The organism is Mycobacterium simiae (genome assembly GCF_008370645.1).
Taxonomy (GTDB): domain Bacteria; phylum Actinomycetota; class Actinomycetes; order Mycobacteriales; family Mycobacteriaceae; genus Mycobacterium; species Mycobacterium simiae_A.
In genome coordinates, this window is sequence record NZ_VTZN01000105.1 from 1 (window position 1) to 19,299 (window position 19,299).

Consider the following 19,299-nt stretch of genomic DNA (forward strand, 5'->3'; position numbering starts at 1 on the left):
GCTCCACAATTGCATGCCCATGCGCTCTTTGGGTAGCTCCACTGATGATCCCAAGGCGTTGTCAACTCCGCATCTAAAACAACTGTCACGCCGATGTGATTAACGTTCGGCGGCAGTCCACAACGAACTATTCCTGGAGAATAGTAATGGTGGATCCCCGATAGTCGGTTCACCCGGATTTTGAGCCAAAGCCGTCAACTGACTTTTCCGACAAGGTGGGGCCTGGTGTGACCAACTCGAATTACGTCGGTCGCTGATCGTAGGCTCGCGCTCTTGTGAGCTGTGTGTTCTCACGGATCCGGGTAGCAGAAAGGCGCGAGCTTGTCCAACGGTTGTACATTGCTGCCTGCTCTTGAGGATTGTCGTCGACGCGGTGGGCCTCGACGACGACGGCGTTCGTGTGGTCGAGGTGAGAACCGCTCGGAGTGGGTCGGCCGATGTCCGAAATGCTGGACGCGGTCGTCTCGGTCACTGGCCTGAGCCACTACCTGGCCGTGTGATTTCAAGATTGGGTCCGACCGGCCGGGAATCGTATGGCGGAACCGGAAATGGCTGTGCACCAACACCTCCCTGTCTGAAGAAGTCCTTCCCAGAGGCGACACCCGTATGTCCCGCCGCGAGCGCGGGCGACTAAGCGGGCGACGGGGGAGATGGCAATGGCCGTCCTCGACGACGATCACTCGGTGGCTGCGGCCGCAGGCATGTAGCTGCACCCGGAACCCCTGCCACCGGAACTGCTGCGCAAAGTGCTGTGATGCACCGCGACCGGCGGCATGCGCCACAACACCGGTAGGACTCGCCTTCGATGACGAGTTCGTGCGCGGGAGGTGAACTGGTCTATTGCCGAGTGTGCGAGCGGGGAGTCGTTCATCATGGTCAGCCGCTCGCGGCTCGATTTCGCCCCAGCCCAAGCAGCTTGGGCATTTCCCAATCGGCCACTTCTTCCTGGCGGATCCCGCCATTGGTCAGTTCGGCGACAATGTTCGGGGGGCTTTGCCTTGCCGGGGTGTCGGTCATGCGGGTTGATACGACCGGCCCGCGGTTCGTGATCCTCGCTGACCGCGAGGGGTTCGGCTGCGAGGAGGTCGGCGACCGCGCAGCCCAATGCAGCACAGATCTTGTCCAGGTCGTTGAGCCGCACGGTGGTAGGTTTGCCGTTCCACAGGGCCGCGACCTTGCTCAGCGACGGCGTGGAGCCGACCTCGGTGACCCCCTGGGGACAACGCACTCCTTAACAATCGGTGGACGTCTCGCCGCACGAATCAGATGAGTCGTGGGAGCGAAAATCCATTACGGTAATAATTTGGCGCCGTCAATCGAATGGAGCCATTTTAGGAGTGCGAAGTCACCTGACGACTTAGGTCTGTAAGAGTCAGAAGTACCCGACCCAAGCCACCTCACGCCGTCTTCGCCATTACTCGGAATCACGGTCGCCTGACCCGCGAGTCCAACGACTATCCAATCGTCATCTCGAACCCAGACGGCAGGTGCGTTTGTAATGCGACAAGCTGCGAAGTATGTACGAATATCTTGAATGTCCTCTCCAATCTGTAGGCGCGGACAGATGAGTCCACCCGCCGAAATCGCAGAAACTAGTACTTTCAACTCCGCATCTCGAAACCTAGGAGCGAATTCTCTGTACTCAGCCACCCATTCCGCGGACAGCTCACCCTCATTTTTCCGACGGATTGGGAGAGTCCGGATAGGACCTGGGATGCTGCCAGTGGAACTCAAACCATGCGATGCAATGTTAACTGCGAGGCATGGGCTCGGAGCCTCTGCCGCGTGCCATAACCAGCCTGGCCAATGAACATAGTATCCTGGCGTCGCACGAACCTCCAGCGCACATGAGACAATATCTTGAATTGAAGTCGTCGAGAGAAACTCTTCATCACCATTCTCGGTGGAATATATCGTCACGTTATTGTAGGCATCGTTGGCGCGCAAGTCCGCATGGTCCCAATAAAAGAACCGCTTTTCGCCGCGCACTACAAGGTGCCGGTTCCAGCAGTGTTCCCGATGAATTCCGCCCGGCGTCACAGCGTATTCGCCAGCGAAGATATCACATCTGACTGGTCCGTCGGTGAGTCCGGGACGCCATATAGCTTCGCCATAACAAGAACATAGTTCTTTGATCAATGCCGAATGCCACTCATTCACCCCTCTGACATATAAAGTAAGCGAGCGGCCACTATCGTTGCATAGGTTTTCAATGTTGGCAGATTTGGCAACTACTTCTCGCACAATAGTAGCAGACGGTTCACGTACTCCGTCGACAAATAACCCGATATAGCTGTCTATCGGGGCCCTCTCAATCGCATTCCAGATCATTGAAGCGTTCAACCGCACCGGCATCGCTACCTTGCCTGAAACAATGTTCGCAAAATTGCTCATGTCGTTGCCGAGTCTAGAACGTTCGCTGAAGCCCATGAAACGCAACCGGCCGGCAAGATCAACGACGCCGGCACGATCGCGTGTGCCGTGGGAATTCCTTGATCATCCCCGGCCAGGTGGAGTTGGCGGTCCTGGTGATACGGGCGGGATTGAACCCAAGTTGGACCCGAGCACCAGGACTCGCCGGGGTTGATGACGCGGCGGGTCCTGGTGCAGTCGCAGATCGTCGCGCGATTAGGCGAGCCCAACGACGGCGGGCGACAGGCTAATCCGGGCCGACGTTCCCTGTGGTGCGCGTCGTAAGGTGCAGGAGATTTCGACGATCGCGCAGATTTGAACTTAGGGTGGGGACCCTAGACACCGCGCGCGCCGGATCCCTGTCGACGTGCTGGCATCTCCGCCGATGCCCCCTACTCGACAACTCCGTCGGCAGGGAAAGTAGGAAAGCTGTACACCACAGCATCTTCGTGGTACAACTGTTCGTGGGACATAGGTGACATTCCTCTCACTTACAGCGTCCGATACGGCCGGGCGCTTCTGGTAGCCCATTGTACTGGCAGTCGTATCAATCCCAAAATTTACCGCCGCCCGGGCAGGGTCGTGGTAGCGCCCACAACGTCTGGTCAAGACCGAGCAGACGCCCGCTGGCACTATGCCTGAAGGATGTTGAGCAGCTGCCGAAATGCCAGCCGAAATGCCAGCGCAGAAGCCGAACCGGACTGAGGTAGCGCCGATGCCACGATCGCGACCCCCCGAGTAGGCCCTGAGCTCAGCAAACCTTGGGCTGCTGCACATTGCAGGTGGCGTAGTAAAGAAGTGCCACCAAAGCATGACGAACACCAAGGTCAACGGCCACTTGGTCACCGCCGACGCGGCCTGCGCGGCGTTGCCCAACCCGATTGCGTTACCGACGGCCTGAGTCACCGGCCCGCTGATCACCAGCCCAGCACCGGCCCGCCAAGGTGAGCGCTAGTTGCAGCGGACGCAACTTCCATACCGGGCGCCGCGGCGAAGCAGCGGCATCGCAAGAATAGGCGGAAACCGGTGCCACCGGCGGCCTATGTATCGGCAACGGCTGTTGTGGCGGCGACGAGCGCCCGCGATTACGCCGGGACGGACGGTGAGCCCGATGGATCTGAGCGGGTCCACAAAAGGCACCTGGTATGAAAAGTGCCTCAGGCACTATCGCATTGTTTGCCGCAGCGGATTGCTTCAGATCACTCGCAGGATCGGCGATTCGGAGAAATCGGGCGGTTGGGGTCCCAGCGCGGCGGTAACCGACTGGGGCACCGAGATATCGGCTAGGAATAGAGCACCGACCTGCGGCGCGCTACGCATACCGATCTTTGGCAGCGCCAATGTCAAAGTTGCGTCGGCCTTGACGACATCTCCTGGCGCCTCCCCAGATGTCACGTCGAGTCCGCTCGGCGTGTCCAGCGCAACCACCGACCGTGCGGATGTCATCGCGGTTATCAGCTCGGCGGCGCGCCCGCGTGGTGCGCCGCGCAGCGAATATCCGATCAGCGCGTCCACGGCGACGTCGGCGTCGACGACGGTATCGCTGGTCGCCACCCGCATGCGTTGCAGAATGTCAAACTGGTGCGCCGGCACCGGGCTCAGCTGGTCGGCCGGACCGCCCAAAGTCACCACCACCTCTAGGCCAGCGTTAGCCAGATGTCGTGCGGCGACCAAACCGCCGCCCCCATTGCCCCCAGAGCCGGCGATTACGGCGACTCGCTGGGGAGTTCCCAAGGCTAGCACCAGACGTGCCAGGTGCTGCCCAGCGTTCTCCATCATCTGGATCAACTCGATACGCAGGTCTTGCATCATCACTCGATCCACCTCGACCATCTGCTCCCTGGTCAGCCAGCCGAGCTCGGCAGCGGCCACGGTGGGGAACCGGTCGCTGGGCGACCCATCCGTATCGAGTCCAGCGAGCAGGTGGCGCGCGTATCGCTGCGGCCAGCCAGCAGCGCTGCCGAAGCGACGCTCGGCGGATTGGAGCAGCGCGACCAGTTGGCTTCGGGACGGCAGGCGGCCGGCGCGGTCCCAAAGCCGCGCCTGCAGATATCCGCTGTACCACAGGGCCCACTCGGGGTCGGCACCGTCGGAGTCAGCGTAAGCCTGGTGGTGTCGATCGCCGGTCTCAGTCAGCAGGTCAGTCAGCTCTGAGACGGAAATAGAGGTCATGTCTTTGGCCCTCATAGTCTGGTTCGGTGCGGAGGATATACGTCGTGGCCAGCCGCGCTTTTGCACGTCGCCGCGCGGGGGTGCCGCCTTGATCGTGTTCACGCCGAGTTGCTCCGTCAGTGCCCGATGAGACTAGCGAAATCATGTGGGTCTGATATCGGCAATGTTTCGTTAGGCGCGTCGACCGGCTCGGCGGCGGGCGCCTTTCGGCCAGCTCGGATGTCGCGATTATCGTCACTCCTGGCGTGTGCATCTTGGCCTTGCTGCTGCCGCCATCACGCTACACCGGACACCACACGCAGACCCTTAATAACGGCAGCATGTCACCGCGGCCCCGCGGCGAGCGCTGGCTATTTGTCGAATATTGGTGACTGTTCTCGGCGGATTTGCAAGACCCACGTGTTGCCCTTCGACACGCCGGCATAGCTGTGGTTGGACCCCAATGAGGAACTTTGGCAGACCGCTGCCTGCCACGGTATTGACTGTGAAAGAGCTGCAACGGCATTGACGCATTAACTCCCGAAGGCGCTACCGCTTGCAAGCGTCATCAATCGCGAACGGTCGGTTCCAAAGCCCGGCGACTGCGCAGCCGAGGATCATTTCCTGATGCTTAAGCAGTGCTGTTACGGTCGATCCACTGGACGAGCGCATCTTCCAACGCGGCCGCGACACTCACTCCTGCGCCGTTGGCGGCCTGCTCGAACCGGTCAACCAGATCTGCCGGGACTGCGGCGTTTACCTTGCCGCGTTTTGGTTTCGGCGCCGCTGGCTGGGCAGCGACGACCGGCGCATGCCGAGCGACAGTCGCGTCCATGGTTTCCCGCAGTGCGGGAATCGTGTCCAGCAAGCTGGCTAGATCATCGCGCTCGATCCGCAGCACCTCGGCCGGGCCGGTCGTGGTTACGGTTGCAGACCGCAGTTTCCCATGGCGGAGCACCGATTCGCCGATCACTTCGCCGGGCCTCAACACGGCAATGAGATCGCGACCGACGTATACCCCTGCCTCTCCGCTGAGCAGGATGTAGCAAGCATCCGCGGGAGTCTGCTCATGAATCATCGGCCATGGCGCGGATGTCGATGTGCGGTGTGCTGCTCGGACGAGGCGCTCCAAGTCAGCATCCGAGAATTTGTCGAATGCAGTGAACTCGCGTAGTCGGCGGACGTCCTCCCTATGACGGGCGTCTTCCCCGTGTCCCGCATTCGATTTCATGGTGAGCTCCTGATGTGCGACTGACAAGGACACCGAGGAGCCTACGCCCTGACATTAAACAATATGGTCCGCGCCACCGACTTCTCAGCAGCTGCACACGTCGCGTCATCCAGGGCGTCGACGCGGCGTGGTTGTGGGCCCTTGCTCTCCCCCGAACAGCTAACCCAGGTGGCGCGCGACACGCGTGCAACTCCGCACGTTGGTCCGGCAGTTTCTCGGTGGCACCCAGGTATAGCTGTGACGTCGGGTCGGGGAACCATGAGCATGCGAATTTTGTTGCGAGAGTGATAAGTACCGATTCTGCTTCGAGTTGCCAATCGCACCATTGACACGCACCGTGCTGTGGCCGTCGATTGCGGTCGCGCGCCAAGGACCACACGCGGACGCCAAAGCCAGTGTCGTGCGCAGCGCCCACACGTGGTGGCACCTGGCGTAGGGTCTCGAAATCGGTCTAGAGTTCCAGTCGATGCGTCGTACCTGGACCTGGACTTTCGACCTGCCGCCGGATCAGTTGTGGCCGGTGCTGGCCGATACAAACCGGTTCAACGAGGCGGTGGGGCTGCCGCCTTACACGCTAGAGGAAACGCCGCAAGCTGACGGGACGGTCCGCCGCCGCGGGCGCGGCAAGGTGGCGGGCTTCATGCTGGAATGGGAAGAAAAGCCGTACGAGTGGATCTCGGGTCGGCACTTCCGCCAATCTCGCGTGTTTACCAAGGGCCCTTTCCGCCGCTTTGGACCCGTGTTCGATCTGGAGTCCGACGGTGAAGGGGGCTCCCGCGTCACGTACGCACTCGAATGGGAGCCTCGGAACCTGGTCGGCCACCTTTTCGGCGCCAGGCTTGCGGCCAAGGCAGGTGAGACGGTGACAAAACGCGTGCTCGAGGCCGTCGCATTTGTGCAGCGAGACCATGTGCCCGAGCGCCTGACGCCTTTCGTGTTGCCCGAGCCCAAACTGGCCGAAGGCGGAAGCGAGCGGGCCGCAGTGATGGCGCGCGAAATCGACCGTAGCCCCTATGGCAACGGCCTTGGCGCTCGGCTAGCCAACCTTGTGCTGCACGGCATGGCAACCGACCTCACCCGTCTCCGCCCCAAGGCCATGGCGAGCAATCTCGGGGTACCTCCGCGCGCCGCGACCGAAGCCTGCCTCGCCGGTGTCAAGGCGGGACTGCTCAGCATGAAGTGGGATGTGCTCTGCCCCAACTGCCGCGGGGCCAAGGTGGGCGTCCCCACGCTCGCCGAGCTACCGCACGGCGCGCATTGTTCGTCGTGCAACATCGACTACGATCGCGAATTCGAGCGCAACGTCGAGCTGTCTTTTGCGCCGGCGCCAACGGTGCGCCCGGTGCCCGCTGGCGGTTTTTGCTTGTCGGGGCCGATGGCGACGCAACACGTCGTCGTGCAGGTTCTGCTGGCTCCGGGGGAGCGGCGCACCGTGGCCGTCGACCTGCGCCCAGGCTCATATCGGTTACGTACGCTGCATCCCAACGGTTTCCTCGACATCGACTACGAGTCTGGCGCTTTTCCTGGTCTGCGTATCACCGCGGCGGGCGTCGACGTCCTGAACGTCGCGGATCACGGAAACGGTTCGGCAACGGTGACTTTCGTCAACGACACCGGCTTCGAGCTGGCGGCCTTAGTCGAGGACCGAACTTGGGCGCGTGACACGCTGACGGCGCCAGAAGTTATCGCGCTGCAGGCGTATCGCGATCTGTTCGCCGAGGCGACATTGCGGCCGGGCGACGATGCCGGCGTTAGCCAAGTCGCACTCCTATTCACCGATTTGCGGGGCTCGACAGCGCTCTACGAACGGGTCGGTGACGCCACCGCCTATAACATCGTGCGCGAGCATTTCGCGCTGTTGGCGGCCATAGTGCGCGACCACGACGGCGCGGTGGTCAAGACGATCGGCGACGCGGTCATGGCCTCATTCGTTGATCCGGCCCAAGCAGTCCGCGCGGCGCTTGCCATGCAGGCACGAATCACCGCGTGGGCACATGATGGCCGCGACATCGTCTTGAAGGTGGGCGTCCATGCCGGCCCGTGCGTGGTCGTGACGTTGAACGACCGCCTCGACTATTTCGGCTCGACGGTGAACATGGCCGCGCGCCTGCAAGGCCAGAGTGCTGGCGACGACATCGTGGTGTCGTGCGCCGTGGCTACCGATCCCGCAGTGCAGGAGATACTGGCCGACGTACCGAAGCGCCAAGAGACCGTCATGCTCAAGGGCTTCGCCGAACCCGTCGGTTTTGTTCGCCTCGTGGGCGCGAATGAGACAAACGTCTTGAGGACATAAGCCACGTGGCCCACACGTGGCCTGCAACGCGGACTCGGCAACGGCTCTCCGACGCCGGGGACACGGACTTCGCTGAAAGTTTGCTGAGCTGGCCGAGGTTCGTCATCATACGCGATGACGGGACGCCTTGCTCGTCCGGCAGCTGCCCCGAGCGGTGGACATCGCGGTCCCCCTGCTGGGGGATATGAGTGTCGTCGCGAATCGTGGCCTTTCGTACGACCCCAGGAATCCGGAGCTGCCGATAAATTGATCAAGTGATCATAAATGGGATCGCACCCGATTCTGCGAACATCGCGCAGAAGCAACGAAGAGGAGGAGGTGACGCATGACGCACGAACTGCTGTTTAGTGAGGTCGAGGCCCCAACGCATTCGTTCTCGTGCGGCGGCTGCCTGGCTTTCGCGGTTGATGACCTCGACTAAGCACGCACCGGATTAGCCCGACCGGGTGGGGATCTCCGCCGCGCCTAGGTGTGGGATCCCCACCGCCACCCATACTCCCAACTGGCCAATCGAGCAACCAAGGAATCAGCAATGTCGATGTCGCTGCGTGCAGTGAGCCCGACCGGACCGAATTGGTCTTACTGGCCGATGCGCTCGTTGGGTGCGGCCGACCCGGCACGAATCGGCTCTACAATTCGCCATCGCCACGGCACTCACCGCATCATGAGCCCTGACGAAACCTGGCTGGCCGTGCAACCGCTGCTGGAACGTGCCGGCATCACCAGAGTCGCCGACTTGACCTGGCTGGATGATATCGGAATTCCTACGGTACAGGCCGTGCGGCCGGCCTCGCTGACGTTGTCGGTCAGCCAGGGAAAGGCCAGCACCTACCGCGCCGCTCAGGTCTCAGCCGTGATGGAATCTCTAGAGATGTGGCACGTCGAGAACGTTACCCCTGACCTGTGGTCTGCCACCGCCCAGGATCTCGCGTCGACTCTGACCTATGACCCCGCCCAGCTTCGCCGCGCGCCAGGCAGCCTCTATCATCGGCGCGCGAAGCTCGACTGGATGGTAGCGACAACAGTGTTGACCGGGCGCCAGACCTGGGTGCCGTGGACGGCCGTGCTGATCAATGTGGCGATCAAGGATCGCTGGGCAGCGCCGATGTTCGCAATGGACAGCTCTGGACTGGCCTCAGGCAACAGCTACGACGAAGCCGCACTGCACGCCCTGTACGAAATCATGGAACGGCACAGCATCTCCACCGCCGTACCGGGTGCGACTCTGTTCGAGGTGCCGCTCGACGATGTCGCTGGCTCGGATTCCGCCCACCTGGTCGAGACGATTTGCCAGGCCGGCAATGAACTGCGCATCGCCCGAATCGACACGTGGGACGGCTATTACAGTTTCGCAGTCGAGCTGAGATCGCCAATGCTGGAGCTGCCGTTTACCGGCTTCGGACTGCACCACGACCCTAACGTCGCGCTGTCACGAGCGATCACCGAGGCCGCACAATCGCGGCTGACGGCGATCAGCGGCGCCCGCGAGGATATACCATCGGCGATCTATCAGCGCTTTGCGCGGATGCACACCTATGCTGCCTTCCGCCCGCCCCTGCGTGAGATTACCGCCGCGACACCGACGTGTTGGCAGGTATCCGCCAACGATTCGCTGCCGGACCTGATTGCTTCGGCGGCGACCGCGGTAGCGGCCGAGGCCGGTACCGAGCCGCTAGCGGTCGTGTGCGACTTTGACGGCGGCTGTGTTCCCGTCGTGAAAGTCATTGCCCCCGGCCTGATGTCGTCGACCGCATCCCCGATGCGGACACCATTGGAGAGATCAGCATGACAGTCGACGCACGGATCGTCGTCACAGCCGGCCCTACCATCAGTGCCGCCGAAATTCGGTCCGTCGTGCCCACCGCCGAGATGGTCCCGCCGATCTCGTTCGGCCAGGCCCTCGGCTACGGCCTGCGCCCCGGAGACACGCTGCTGACGCGTCGTTGGGTCCTCCAGCATGGGCGCACTGCGCGCAGCCGAACTGCATCCATTCGGCATGGAAGGCTACGGCTGGGTCTTCGAGGGCTACCGGGATGGGCTGCTGGAGGCCGATGACGAGGTCGCCATGGTGCACGGCGAACCCGGTGACGGGTACCCAGTCTTCGTCGACGCGCTGGTCAACATGCGCCACACCGTGGTCGCAGCCGTTAACACTGGTGTCCTCGCTGAGCCGATGGCTAACCAGATCATCGAAGCGGCACGCGCCACCCCATTCACCTTGCGCACCTGGGACCACCTGTTGGCCGATGTCGGCGCCCCGGACGCGAGCGAAGTCGCCGGACGGCTGAGCAGGCTGCGAGTCGATATCAAACACACCGATGCCTTATTCGCGCTGCGTCAAATAGTAAACTCACCGCGCCGCGACGCCGTTCGCGCCGGCCCACCGCCCACCATGTGGTCGCAGCGGTGGCGGCAACGGTGGGCACCGCCCACCCCCGTCGCGATCGCAGCCGCCAATGGCGTCCAATCAGTTGTCAACGTCTCCGACCAGGATGTGTTGTCGTTGCTGTGCGTATGCGCCACCGATCGGTGGGCCTACCAGCCCGCTCTGGAACAGGTTGCCGCCTGGTACTGGACGCTCGAGCACCCCGACCAGAACGGCAGCGTGCGGGAGCGTGCGTCGCACGCCGCCGCTGCTGAGGCGGCATTCGCGTCATATCAGCGCGCGCTCGAGATGGTGGCCCACCGCTACGCCTTGGCCACCGGCATCATCGACGAGTCAGGCTTCCCCGAACCGGTCAGGTCACAATGGCTCACCGCTGCAGAAAACCAGAACGTGGGCCACGACCCGATCGCGGTCTCGGCCCGCCTGATCACCCGCACGCTGTTTTTCGCCCACGCACTTCCGGCCACCCAGCACTTCCTGGATTTGCTGCGCGCGGACCCCAGACTGCCTGACTGGCGCGCTATGGCGGCCCGGGCCCTGTCGATGCGCGACCAGCTGGCCCGCCACAAGCCGCACCTAAACTTGCACCGGCCGGATCCCACCCACCTGAAACGCCTCTTCGCCACTCGATGGGGCGCCGAGGTGGACCGCATCGAGCTGACCAGGCGCGGCCTGCTGACCAGCGACTTCTTCTACAGCGCCGCAACGCTATTCGCCGTTGCAGCCGTCGACGACCAACTGCCCTTCATCGAGCTCGGCACCCTAGGGCCGACGCCAGCCGGCACGCAACGGCCAACCGACGCAGTCTTGGTTGCCGGCAAATGATAAGTGTATGGCGCCCGACCCGCCGTCGTGGGAACTGCCCGAAACGCGCTAACCGCAGCAGAATTCGATCGCGACCCTCTTCCCTTGGCGGGAACGCCACCTGTCGATGAAGGACTCAGCGACTCGCTACGAACGCAGCCCCCACCTCTTACTGGAATGGGAACCGGGCAAGGATGGTGCGACTGTCTTTAACCCTGATGCCCGGCGAACATTCCGCGTCGATGCAGCTCTGGTCAACCTGCTCGGGCACCTTAATCAACCTCTCACCGTCAGCGAGATCGGCCAACGGTGGAAAGAAACGCCCAGCAATGACCGGCTCGCCGGATTGCTATCGCAGCTGACTGATGCGGGGCTCGTGCGGACCTCCGCTCCCAGCTGGTCTGCGAGAGCCGTAACCGCACCCGCTTGGACAGCCTGCGAGCTAGCGGTGCACTGGCAAGCCGGGCGAGGCCCGCAGGCCGATGCCCGCTTCGGCGAGCCTCCTCCGGCGCGGCTTAACCACCCCGAGGCGACCGCCATCGTCGCGCTACCCGACGGAGATCCGGCGCTGCCGAGCCATCCGCTCGCCGAACTATTCACCTGCCGACGCAGCATCCGCCGCTACGCCCGCCAGCCGCTGCCGCTGTCCCTTCTTGCCGCGTTATTACACCGCGCCGCACGGGTTCAAAGGCGTGAGAACGCCCGCGATGAGCGGGGGACGCTCGGAGAGGTGACCCAACGACCGGCCCCCTCCGGCGGCGCGCGCCATAGCCTGGAAATCTACCTGGTCGCCCGGGACATAGCAGGACTCGCCACCGGCGCTTACCACTACGACCCCTTCGACCATGCACTCCACCAACTCGGGCCCTGGACTAGCGAATTGGAACAAACATTGGATCGCACCACGGTCCAGGCCGCCCAGATGAACGCGCCACCACCGGCGAGTCTGTACCTGGCCTCCTATGCCGCGCGGACCACGTGGAAATACCAAGGGATGGCGCTCAGCCTGATCTATCGCGACGCCGGTTGCCTGCTGCAGACGCTGACGCTGGCAGCCACCGACGTCGGCCTGGCCTCATGCATCACCGCGCGCCTCGAAGCCCCGATCACCGCGCCGTTCCTCCGTGGCCGCGACCAGGAATTCGTCCACGCCGGGAATCTCGCTCTGGGCTTACCCTGCCAAGCACCCACCTAAGAGGAGGTGGTCAAGCTGGCTCCACAACGAATCTCTCACCTAGTTGTCGTCGGCATTCGCAGTGACCACGAGAGGCTAGCGTTTCGGCACTGAAACTGAGCAGCTGTGCTGGGCTTGTGATGCAGCCGGACTCGCGGAGTCATTGCCAATCATCAAGGCGGCGACCAGTTGTCGCGCGGCGCTTTACGAAACGGATGCTGCCCTTCGGCAGATCCCCAACGTCGTTCAGCCGAGCCTGCGGTAGAAACCGGGAGCGCGGGTGGACGCGGGCGTTCCACAGACCGGAGCACATCTGCAGTGCGTCCCTCACCGCATCCTGGGTGATCCCGAGCTCGGGTGCCATCGACCGGCTCTGATTGCACATCCTGCGACTGTTACGGCCGGAAGGCCTCCGGACAATCGGATACTTTCGGACAACTTGACGCTGGTAACCGCAGAGCCGAAGGGACGTGCGCGACCCTGCTGTGCTGGCGCAGGGAGCCCGAGATACCGAGCCGATTGTCCACCTGGCGGCACCCGTGACCTAGACCCGCAGACGGGCTTTGCGCGTACCCATCATCGCAGCTCAGGTCGAGACGCTGAGAATCTTGATCGCGAAGATGAGCGTGTCGCCCGGCCGGATTCCAGCGCTGGGCTGACCGTCGGGGTACCCGTCTGCGGAGGTCATTGCGACGGCGACGGTCGACCCGACCTGTTGTCCCGCAATGGCCTTTTGGAAGCCCGGGACGACTCCGGCTAGCGGGAAATCAACCGGGGCGCCCCGCTCGTAACTACTGTCGAAGACGGACCCGTCGCGTCCATTGACGCCCAGGTAGCACACTGAAACCCTTGCCGTGCCTGGGACCACCGGTCCGTCTCCGGCGTGCAGCGTATGCACCTGGGTATACGTGACGCTGAACGGTGGCACCACATTCACGCGCGGAGCTGTCGTAGCGGTGGGTCCGGTGACCGCGATGCTGCCGGTGGCCCCGGCCAGGGTCCAGTCAGGTGATCCAACGTTCTGCGGTGCTGCGGTTGGGCACGAGCCGGCCGCGGTTGCCTTGCCCGAAGCGGCAAACATCAGAACGGTTGCCGCGACGCAGGCCGCGAGTGTGACCGAGTAATACACCGGAAAAAACTTCACGGCCGTCACGCTACAGCCAAGCAATGCGTCCATTACCGGCGCCCTGCGAATGACCGGGCGGAGCGATGCAGTGCAAATTGGCGATAGTCGGATCAACTGTCGCTGTCAACCTAGCTTGCTCAACCGCCCTCATCGGACGGTGCCGGCATCCGAAGCGGCTCATCGCGCACCGACGCGGATGGACCAGCTGGCCATCAGATTCACTGAGAAACTGACAATCATGCTGGAACCGAAAATGGTCAACGTAATCCCTTATGCCACTTGGACATTATGCAGAACGCTGTTGGCAACGCCGAATATTCGCCGTCGCCCTGCCGCAACGGGAAAACTGTCTTCCATTTTTCCAGTACAACCGATTCGGCTCTGACACACCGGTATCAGCGGCTCTTCGAGTAGCGCTCACCGAGCACACGCCGAATGGCTTCCGCAGCCCCGTCCGGCGAGGCCGTACAACTCGCTGTAGACGAAGCGAAGCGCGCCGAGGCAATATCGGTACCGCGCGACATGCAGATACTACGTGCGTGGCGAGGTGTTGCTTCATCCTCCTCGGCGGGGCTGCGAACATCTCAAAGATGCCTGCGCGCTGAGGCTGCTGAGTTTCGGTGCCGTGGGTGAAACCAGCCATTCAGGCGTAGCGCGGATGATACGCCGCGCCGTCATCAGCGTAACCAAGGCATGCGCCGATCCCCGGCAGTACCAACGCCGTTCGACAGTCGCCCACCGGGCGACAGGTTTAGGCAGTTGCAATCTCGAATAGTTATCTCACCGCCGCAGATCGTTGCCCTACGGCGGGAATTCACTTTGGCGTCACGCGCCGATAAACAGGGTGCGCTCACGGCGCGGTCAAATCCTGACGAACCAGAAACCTTCAGGTGCGTAACTTTTACCTACGTAACCGTAGCATCTAGCAACAGTTGACAAGAGTTATGCTCTGTGAGATTTTTATTCCAAATTCTTCGCGGGTTGTCGGCTTTCGGGTACTCAGAGCTTTGCCTTCGCTTGCACTCCGTGACGCGATAAGAAGAGGTATCGATAGTGACGCTGCGAGTGGTTCCTGCAGGTTTGACGGCGGCCAGTCCGGCTGCGGAAGCGCCAGCCGCTTGGTTAGCCATCGCGGAGGTCGCGGAGGTCATTGCCGCACTAACCGTTTCGGTGCACCGCTGTCGGCGGCTGATCCATGCCGTTGCAGACTGTGGTCGTGTTCAGCGCTCGGGGGCGAGGAGCATACCGCGATGACCGCTAAAGGTGTTAAAGCACTAGATCGTTCGGAATCGGCACTAGCGAGTCCAGTGTCAGCTACGCCGCCGGCGAAGCCGCGGCCGCTACCAGGTATCAGGTATCTCAGCTAGGTGGTTTGACATGACGACACTAATTTGCCTTGCCCTTACGCCGCAAATCCATCGGGCCTTGGCCAACGCCGGTCCCGGTCCTGGTTCGGTGCTCGCGCCACCTGCGGCTTGGACCTCGCTGAGCACCGAATACATCCCAGCACCAAGAGAACTCACCGAGACAATTGCCTTGCCGGACGTAGCATGGAAGGGCACCAGCACCGAATGGCATGTGACCGCACATCAGCCCCATCTGGGCAGTTCCAGGCCAGCGCCGATAGTAAGCCAACCGCCGCTGAGCATAGACGCTGGCGAAGGCTTAGGTCAGCGCGCCAGCAGCAACGCCGACGTTTTTCAAGTTGGCCGTTAACTACATCAGCACGGGGTATCAGTGGCGACCAACTTCTCTGGGATTGACACCATCCCGATCGCGCTCGATGAGGCCGACCATGGGCGGTCGAGAACTCCGCCCGCCATCACAATGAGCGTCTACGCGGTGCCAAATCCGTTCGCATCGTCGACGGATTTCACCGGCGAATCATCGTCTACGGATCCACTAACTCGTTTCGACACCGGGCGGTGGTCCGATGTTTGCGTGTGAAGGCCAGATACATCCTGGACTGCCGAGTTGGCGAAAGTCGTTGTACCGTAATGACGTTTGCATGGTTGAGAACCACAACATGCCTCGAGGGCGAGACTGCCAGTTCCGTCGGAGACCGCCCAGGAAAGCCACCGAACATACAATCCGTCTGCGTGGATAGCCACGATTACCCAAGACACCCCTCGGAACCTGCTGTCGTGCAGCACGATTGCGGTCAAGCTCCAACCAAAACCGTCACTGTGACGTATTGAACCTCAAAGGATGGGACACTCGTGTTACGCGCGATAGCTCGACTCGCCATTTCGGCGCCACGCAGGGTCATCGCCGTGGCTTTCCTCGTGCTGGTGGGCGCCGGAGTATTCGGGTTTCCCGTCATCAAAGCCCTGTCAGGGGCCGGCTTTGAAGACCCGTCATCGGAATCATCGCAAGCGCAGCGGCTGCTGGCAAAGAAATTCGAGCAGGGCGACATGGAAATGACTATCGCGGTGACATCCGACGCGGGGGTCAACAGCGCTGCCGCACGCAGAGTCGGCGTTGAAATAGCCTCGCAGCTAAAGGCATCGCCTGCTGTGACCCGGGTGAGTTCGGCATGGACCGTTCCGCCGCAGCTTGCTTCAAACCTGATCACGAAGGACGGCAAGACCGGGTTGATTGTTGCCGGCCTCAGCGGTGGCCAGACGGACGCTCCGAAGAACGCCGAAGCACTAGCGAACCGGCTCGTGCACAACCGTGACGGCGTCACGGTGAAGGCCGGCGGCGAGGCCATGATGTATGTGCAGGTCCATGCTCAAAGTGAAAAAGATCTGTTGACTATGGAATCCATCGCTATGCCGGTGAGCTTCATCGCGTTGGTCTGGGTGTTCGGTGGCCTGCTCGCGGCGGCGTTACCGATGGCGGTCGGCGGCTTCGCGATCGTTGTCACGTTGGCGGTATTGCGTGCGATCACCTTCGCGGCCGACGTCTCAATCTTCGCGCTCAACCTCACGATGGCCATGGGGTTGGCACTGGCCATCGACTACACGCTGCTGATCGTGAGCCGATACCGAGACGAGCTCGCCGACGGTCAGAACTGCGATGAAGCACTGGTTCACACCATGTCGACGGCCGGGCGGACCGTGCTTTTCTCGGCGATGACCGTGGCGCTGTCGATGGCCACGCTGGTGCTGTTCCCGATGTACTTTCTGAAGTCCTTCGCCTACGCCGGCGTCGCGGTGGTCGCCTTGGCGGCTGTCGCCGCGGTGGTGATCACCCCTGCCGCCATCGTGCTTCTCGCCGATCGGCTGGACTCGCTCGATGTGCGCCGGTTGATCCGGCGGCTGGCCGGACGTCCGGAGCCGGAGCCACGCCCGATTGAGGAGAGCCTGTTGTACCGCTCGACGAAAGCGGTGATGCGACGCCCTGTTCCGGCCGGGTTAGCAATTGTGGTATTGCTGTTGATGGTGGGGGCTCCGTTTCTCGGAGCTAATTGGGGCTTCTCGGATGACCGGGTGTTGCCGCCGTCGGCATCGGCGCGACAGGTGGGCGACGAGCTGCGCTCTAATGCTGCAATCAACACGGCCACAAACGTGATCGTCGTAATACCTGATGCTACCGGCGTGACACCCGCCGAGTTGAACGCTTATGCTGCAAGACTTTCGAAAGTGCCCGACGTGTTGTCGGTCTCGGCGCCTGGCGGGACCTTCATGGGTGGGTCGCTGACCGGGCCGCCTTCAGCAGCCACCGAGGTCAAAGACGGCAGTGCGTTCCTGACCGCAGTCAGCACGGCACCGGCTTTTTCCGCCGCCTCCGAGAGACAGTTGGACCGTTTCGATAGCATCCGCGGTCCCGACGGTCGCGCGGTGCAGATTGCGGGGCGGGCGGCGATCAACCGCGACAGTGTCAAATCGGTTACATCGAGGCTGCCGCTCGTCTTATCAATCATCGCATTCATCACGTTCGCATTGTTGTTCTTGATGACTGGCAGTGTGGTGGTCCCTTTGAAAGCCCTGGCGCTCAATGTCTTATCGCTGAGCGCCGCATTCGGTGCGCTGGTATGGATCTTCCAGGACGGCCACCTCGGTGCATTTGGTACCACGGCAAACGGCACCTTGGTGGTTCATACACCAGTGTTGTTGTTCTGCATTGCCTTTGGATTGTCGATGGATTACGAAGTGTTCTTGGTGTCGCGGATCCGTGAATACTGGCTGGCATCCGGTCAAACCTCGGAAGACAACGACGAGGCCGTCGCGCTAGGCCTGGCCCGCTCCGGTCGGGTAGTGACCGCCGCGGCATTGCTCATGTCGATTTCTTTCGCCGCATTAATAGCCGCAAAGGTTGCATTCATGCGAATGTTTGGCTTGGGGCTCACGCTAGCGGTGCTGGTGGACGCCACACTGGTGCGCATGCTGCTGCTTCCTGCGTTTATGCGCGTAATGGGCCGGGCCAATTGGTGGGCCCCGAAACCGCTGGCCAAGCTATATCAGCGCATCGGTATCAACGACGGCGCAGACGTTGATTCCCTCGCCACGCGCCGGGAACGATATTTGAGCGGCTTATAGGTTCCGGATCCCCCGAACGCTGCTTCTTGCCTGCCAGTGCGATTGGCGAGGTCGGATCGACCGTCACGGGAATAGCGAGTCCGCCGATCGGGTGCACGAACTGGGCCCGAGCCGGCGGGTATCCGTACGACGCGGTGCGGCCACTGACATCACATCCCAGCAATGAAAGCGAGAATTCGATGGGTGTATTGACTACTGCGGATCATCGGCAACCAGCGCCGAACCGTCAGCCAACCCGCACCATCTCCGGCAATGGTGACAGCAATACCCAGGAATGCGCCGTAGTATTCGGCGTTTGCCGGTGCAACGGCGCTGAGCGGGGCCACCAGCCCGTGCAGCACGTGGCGGTCGGTGCTGGTGAGCCGTTGAGCCAGGGCGCCGGCCAGTCGACACGACGCTGCTCACGGCCCGACTCGTAAACCACTGCGGTGAAGACAATTCGCATTTATTACCCGATTAAGAACTCAGTCCGGATCGGGCGGAGGCTATTTACCCGGACTTCCTGCGAGCCGGCATGTTTAGGAGTTTTTCAATGATGCATCGCCTTGAGCCGATTGCGGTGGTGGGGATGGCGTGCCGCTACCCCGGTGGAGTGGACTCTCCGGAGAGTTTGTGGGACTTGGTGAATCAAGGGCGCGATGCGATACACGGGTTTCCCACGGATCGCGGCTGGGATCTGGAGCGACTCTATAGTCCCGACCGCGACCGGTTGAGAACTGTCTATACGCGTGCGATGGGATTCATCGAGGGGGCCCCAGACTTCGATGCGGGGTTCTTCGGAATTCCGGCGCGTGAAGCATGGGCGATGGACCCCGAACAGCGACTCCTGCTGGAAGTTGCTTGGGAGACCTTCGAATCGGCCGGCATCGATCCACAGTCGCTGCGGGGCAGTCAAACCGGCGTCTTCGCTGGGGTCATGAATTCCCAGTATGGTGAGGCCGGCTGGGATGAGGCAGAGGGCTTTGTCGGCGTGGGTACGCAGGCCAGTGTGATATCGGGTCGCGTTGCTTATGTGTTTGGTTTCAACGGTCCGGCGGTGAGTGTGGATACCGCGTGTTCGTCGTCGTTGGTGGCGATGCATCAAGCGTGTCAGGCGTTGCGTAACGGTGAGTCTTCCATGGCACTGGCCGGCGGGGTGATGGTGCTGGCTACCCCAAAGACGCTTATCGAGTTTGCTCGGCTGCGGGCGCTATCCCCTGACGGGCGGTGCAGATCTTTTGCGGCAGCCGCTGATGGGG

The 19,299-nt window shown here is 62.1% G+C and carries 12 protein-coding genes and 2 pseudogenes; 7 read left to right on the plus strand and 7 right to left on the minus strand.

The features are described 5' to 3' along the window. Nucleotides 1-876 precede the first annotated feature (876 nt). The 5 genes and pseudogenes from F0Q45_RS29385 to F0Q45_RS16480 all read right to left on the minus strand — a co-directional run bounded on the left by F0Q45_RS29385 (nt 877) and on the right by F0Q45_RS16480 (nt 5,794). Complete coding sequence (locus tag F0Q45_RS29385; protein WP_188112989.1) at nt 877-1,017, minus strand: hypothetical protein; 141 nt, start codon at nt 1,015-1,017, stop codon at nt 877-879. 103 nt (nt 1,018-1,120) lie between these two features. Continuing rightward, nucleotides 1,121-1,228: pseudogene (locus tag F0Q45_RS30275) on the minus strand (hypothetical protein); the annotation flags it as partial. 62 nt (nt 1,229-1,290) lie between these two features. Further along, nucleotides 1,291-2,430, minus strand: a complete 1,140-nt coding sequence (locus tag F0Q45_RS16470) for a hypothetical protein (protein ID WP_149654958.1) — start codon at nt 2,428-2,430, stop codon at nt 1,291-1,293. 1,176 nt (nt 2,431-3,606) lie between these two features. Further along, nucleotides 3,607-4,584 carry an NAD(P)H-hydrate epimerase gene (locus F0Q45_RS16475; RefSeq protein WP_188112988.1) on the minus strand — a complete coding sequence of 326 codons (978 nt, stop codon included), beginning with the start codon at nt 4,582-4,584 and terminating at the stop codon, nt 3,607-3,609. 610 nt (nt 4,585-5,194) lie between these two features. Then, a complete protein-coding gene (locus F0Q45_RS16480; RefSeq protein ID WP_149654960.1) occupies nt 5,195-5,794 on the minus strand; it encodes a Crp/Fnr family transcriptional regulator in 600 nt (199 codons plus the stop codon). A 466-nt stretch (nt 5,795-6,260) separates the two neighbouring features. Here F0Q45_RS16480 and F0Q45_RS16485 point away from each other — a divergent pair, with 466 nt between their 5' ends. The 4 genes and pseudogenes from F0Q45_RS16485 (at nt 6,261) to F0Q45_RS16500 (ending at nt 12,472) form a co-directional block, all read left to right on the plus strand. Continuing rightward, the gene (locus F0Q45_RS16485) at nt 6,261-8,087 is read left to right on the plus strand and encodes an adenylate/guanylate cyclase domain-containing protein (protein ID WP_149654961.1); all 1,827 of its coding nucleotides are present in this window, start codon (nt 6,261-6,263) and stop codon (nt 8,085-8,087) included. 532 nt (nt 8,088-8,619) lie between these two features. Next, nucleotides 8,620-9,876, plus strand: coding sequence for a YcaO-like family protein (locus tag F0Q45_RS16490; RefSeq protein WP_149654962.1), 1,257 nt, complete (start codon nt 8,620-8,622; stop codon nt 9,874-9,876). Further along, a pseudogene (locus F0Q45_RS16495) lies at nt 9,873-11,298 on the plus strand (TfuA-like protein). The gene F0Q45_RS16490 and the pseudogene F0Q45_RS16495 overlap by 4 nt, the downstream one beginning before the upstream one ends. A gap of 106 nt (nt 11,299-11,404) precedes the next feature. Beyond that, nucleotides 11,405-12,472, plus strand: coding sequence for a SagB family peptide dehydrogenase (locus tag F0Q45_RS16500; protein ID WP_149654963.1), 1,068 nt, complete (start codon nt 11,405-11,407; stop codon nt 12,470-12,472). Between the two features lie 565 nt (nt 12,473-13,037). Here the strand turns inward: F0Q45_RS16500 and F0Q45_RS16505 are convergent. Further along, nucleotides 13,038-13,604 carry an FKBP-type peptidyl-prolyl cis-trans isomerase gene (locus F0Q45_RS16505; RefSeq protein WP_373425007.1) on the minus strand — a complete coding sequence of 189 codons (567 nt, stop codon included), beginning with the start codon at nt 13,602-13,604 and terminating at the stop codon, nt 13,038-13,040. 1,350 nt (nt 13,605-14,954) lie between these two features. Between F0Q45_RS16505 and F0Q45_RS16510 the strand changes: the two genes are divergently transcribed. Together F0Q45_RS16510 and F0Q45_RS16515 are read left to right on the plus strand one after the other, a co-directional pair. Then, nucleotides 14,955-15,293, plus strand: a complete 339-nt coding sequence (locus tag F0Q45_RS16510) for a PPE domain-containing protein (protein ID WP_149654965.1) — start codon at nt 14,955-14,957, stop codon at nt 15,291-15,293. A gap of 503 nt (nt 15,294-15,796) precedes the next feature. After that, on the plus strand, nt 15,797-18,061 hold the full coding sequence (locus tag F0Q45_RS16515) for an MMPL family transporter (protein ID WP_149654966.1): 2,265 nt from the start codon (nt 15,797-15,799) through the stop codon (nt 18,059-18,061). 149 nt (nt 18,062-18,210) lie between these two features. Here F0Q45_RS16515 and F0Q45_RS16520 read toward each other — a convergent pair whose 3' ends face one another. Then, the gene (locus F0Q45_RS16520) at nt 18,211-18,402 is read right to left on the minus strand and encodes a hypothetical protein (protein ID WP_149654967.1); all 192 of its coding nucleotides are present in this window, start codon (nt 18,400-18,402) and stop codon (nt 18,211-18,213) included. 191 nt (nt 18,403-18,593) lie between these two features. Here F0Q45_RS16520 and F0Q45_RS16525 point away from each other — a divergent pair. Then, nucleotides 18,594-19,299: polyketide synthase (locus F0Q45_RS16525; protein WP_262491038.1), on the plus strand; the 706-nt coding region annotated here is incomplete at its 3' end.